This is a genomic window from Desulfobacula sp. (assembly GCF_021107415.1).
In genome coordinates this window covers 1-3,329 of sequence record NZ_JAIOSW010000310.1, presented here as the reverse complement: position 1 = coordinate 3,329, position 3,329 = coordinate 1, and the positions used below count along the sequence as shown (strand labels likewise).

Here is a 3,329-nt window from a genome sequence, read left to right as displayed (position 1 = left end):
CCTTGCTGTAACCAACCTGCGTCTTGCAAGGTGATTGCATCCGGGTCATTTGCGTTTTTTGCAAATGACATGACTGGCGTAAATCTTGCGGCATTGCTCCCCCGTTCTCCGGTCAAATAACCTAATAACTGCGGGGAACCTAAAGTTTAAAAACTTTCAAGCTTGCATTTGCATTTGAAATTACTTGTCTGCCGCTAGGTTTAATGTAACTTTGAAGTCAGTGGTAGCCGGGCTTCCACAAACTTTGTCAAAATCATAAAACTTCAAATTTCTAACAATTTTTAAAACGGCTCAGTCCCCGGCTATCCACTGGACTAATGGGTTATGGCTTAAGCCCACTTTAATTCAGGCTTTTTATGCTGATGGGCACATTCTGCAAGATAAGAATTGATAAGACTCTGATATGGAATTCCAACCTCTTTTGATAGAGCCTTAAAATAAGCAATTGTGTTTGTTTCAATACGAATTGAAATTTGTTTTTTCACTTTTTTTGAATAAGGATTCTTTATTGAATTGCTAAAATCATATTCTTTTCTCATAATATATATCCTCCATATTGCTTTTGTTCTTTTTTTGAGGCTTCTCTTGCAGATATTATTCTTATCTCGTTGCTTTCATCCCTGATGCAATGGACCACAATCAATACTTTAAGTGGGTATAGCTAAGCCCTAACAACAAAAATCTTTCCTCTTCCAACGAGTGATCTGGATCATAAATCAACCTGGCATTATCATCACTAAATACTGAAACTGCTTCACTAAAAGAGATTTTGTGCTTTAATAAATTGGCTTGTGCTTTAGTTTCATTCCACGTGAATTGTATCTCTTTCATAATGAAATTATAATTATAATGTATATAAATGTCACAGCAATTGTCATAGCAGTGTCACAGCTCCATGTCACAGCTTGTCATAGCTCCGATAAAAAATAATGGCGCGTTGGGTCTGTCGGTCTTGTTCCTGATTCTTTTATTATTCTCTTTTCCAAAAAACCTTTTAAATCACGTTGCAAACTACGTTTGTTCACATCGGGGCAAAGTTTTTCAAAATCCTTTATTGTAAGTTTCCCATAGGTCAGCAAAAATTTTATTGCCTTGCCTTGTCGTTCATTTAAACCATACTTTTGTACCAGAACATCTCTACGGATTACCCGCTCGCCATGTTCTTTGACCTCAATCATTTGAGTTTCCAGACCAATGATGAAATAGTCCAACCATCCGGTCATATCCATGTCGTTTTCACGAACGCTTTGGATTGTTTTGTAGAAAGTGGGCCTGTCACGATCATAATATTCACTGATAGTGAACAGACGTTTGAAATCATATCCGGCCTTGTAAAGGCAGAGGGTTGATAATAGCCTTGAAGTCCGTCCATTACCGTCAAGGAATGGATGAATATGGACCAGTTGGAACTGGGCAATACCACTGATTAAAACAGGGTGGATTTCAAGATCTGAGTTAAACCATTTTACCAACTCAGACATCATTATCGGTATTTCAGCAGCAGATGGTGGCGTATAAATCACTTCTCCTGTTTGAGAATTTGCCACATAATTTTGTATCCGTCTGTATGCACCGGGATCTGCTTTTCCTCCCCGGACACCTTGCACCAGTTTTTTATGGATTTCACGAATCATGCCTTCTGTAATCGGGTCTCCGCTGTCCAAACATTCGGATACAAACTCAAAAGCAGAACGGTAATTCAGTAGTTCTATGGTATCATCCGGGTCGGCTTCAGGAACGGGTTCACCTTTCCATAATCGTTCAGCCTGATCCAGCGTCAGTCGTGTTCCCTCGATGTGTGTTGTATGATGTGCCTCTTTGATGAGCGCTTTATTACCCATATCCCGAATCCAGTCATCAGATAATCGAGCAGCCTCAAAAAAACCCCGTGCCCGTTCAATCTGAGTAATGGCAGATATCATTCGATTGGTTATTATGAATTTTGGATTAAATGTTGTCATGGGTATATCTATAGCATATGCCCCAATAATATAAAATCTTCAATCACTACAGGTTACCATTTTATAAATGGATGGCTGAGAACGGTTGAGTTGAGGGGCCACCGAGCGAAGGGTTATGGCGGGCTTAATTTTACCACCAATTATATCCAAGTGACCAAATTGACACATCGTTTTCAAGTGGATTTGAATAAGGTCCCTCTTCACAGCTGGGGCATAAGAAAAATACATACTTATGCAATGCCTTACTCGTTGAAACTTTTTTAATATCTTTTCTCAGTTTGCTGTTATTATTGGGTCTTACCGCCGAAAAAACTTCAGCTGTTATTCCACCATCAAAGCTGCTCTCAATATCAGAGCCTGATTCAGTTCCTAAGTTTAACGTGAGTTCAGCAAGCTCAACATGCCATTTTAAAAGAAGTTTCGCGGCCAGAAATGAAGCAAGATAAGTAAATGTTTGATTGAGCTGTTCAATGAAATTTAATGGTCGCTGTGTGTCGAGAGGATCGAAACCAACTTGTTCAAATTTGATTCTGCTTAAAAACTCTAATGGGTCAGAATGCGATGAAATTTCATCTAACTTAAACTGAGACTCTTCAGCCGATCCAGGTTGGCTCCAATAATTCGGACACTGCCCCGAGAATTGTTTTTCTTAATTTTAAAACGTTAATCTCCATTACTCATGTCTGTGGACAATAAAGTGCCGCCCCTTGATCTTGTTTTTGGAGAGCGCTTTTTCGGCTTTATCGGCCATGGTTCGCTCAATGGCAACGTAGGAATAAAACTCAAAGCAGTTGATCTTGCCCACGCAGCCTCCCTCGATTCCCGCATCCTTGGTCAGAGCACCCAGGATATCTCCAGGCCGAAGCTTGGCCTTTCGCCCACCGTTGATGGAAAAGGTCACCATGGGAGGTATGGCGCTCTCTTCGATTACGGGCTCAAGCGCTTCGATATCAGACACCTCAAAAGCAGTGCCCATCAGGGTGTTTATCTCTTCCAGCCTGAAGCGCTCTTTGGACGTCATAAGGGAAAAAGCCATCCCCTCTTTCCCGGCCCGGCCTGTCCGGCCGATACGGTGGATATACACCTCCGGCTCAAAGGGGAGGTCAAAGTTTATTACCGCACTGAGCCCTGAGATATCAAGGCCCCTGGCTGCCACGTCCGTGGCAACCAGAATGGGGGTGCTGCCGTTGGAAAAACGCACCAATATTTCGGTTCGATCCTTCTGCTCAAGGTCACCGTGAATAGCCAGAGATGAAAACCCATTTGCTCCAAGGAACTTTGAAAGAGACTTGCACTGCAGTTTGGTGTTGCAGAAAATCAATGCCGATGCAGGTTTATATGCATCTAAAATCTGAGCCGCAACAGCGG

The 3,329-nt window shown here is 41.8% G+C and carries 4 protein-coding genes; all 4 read right to left on the bottom strand.

Translation table 11 applies throughout. The features are described 5' to 3' along the window. Positions 1-329: 329 nt before the first annotated feature. The gene (locus tag K8S13_RS16055; RefSeq protein WP_291464029.1) at positions 330-539 is read right to left on the bottom strand and encodes a BrnA antitoxin family protein; all 210 of its coding nucleotides are present in this window, start codon (positions 537-539) and stop codon (positions 330-332) included. 100 nt (positions 540-639) lie between these two features. After that, positions 640-831: a BrnT family toxin gene (locus tag K8S13_RS16050; protein WP_291464028.1), complete on the bottom strand. Its 192-nt coding sequence runs from the start codon at positions 829-831 to the stop codon at positions 640-642. Positions 832-908: 77 nt separating this feature from the next. Continuing rightward, positions 909-1,961, bottom strand: coding sequence for a Fic family protein (locus tag K8S13_RS16045; protein WP_291464027.1), 1,053 nt, complete (start codon positions 1,959-1,961; stop codon positions 909-911). A 673-nt stretch (positions 1,962-2,634) separates the two neighbouring features. After that, the coding region (locus tag K8S13_RS16040; protein WP_291464025.1) for a helicase-related protein at positions 2,635-3,329 on the bottom strand (695 nt) is incomplete at its 5' end.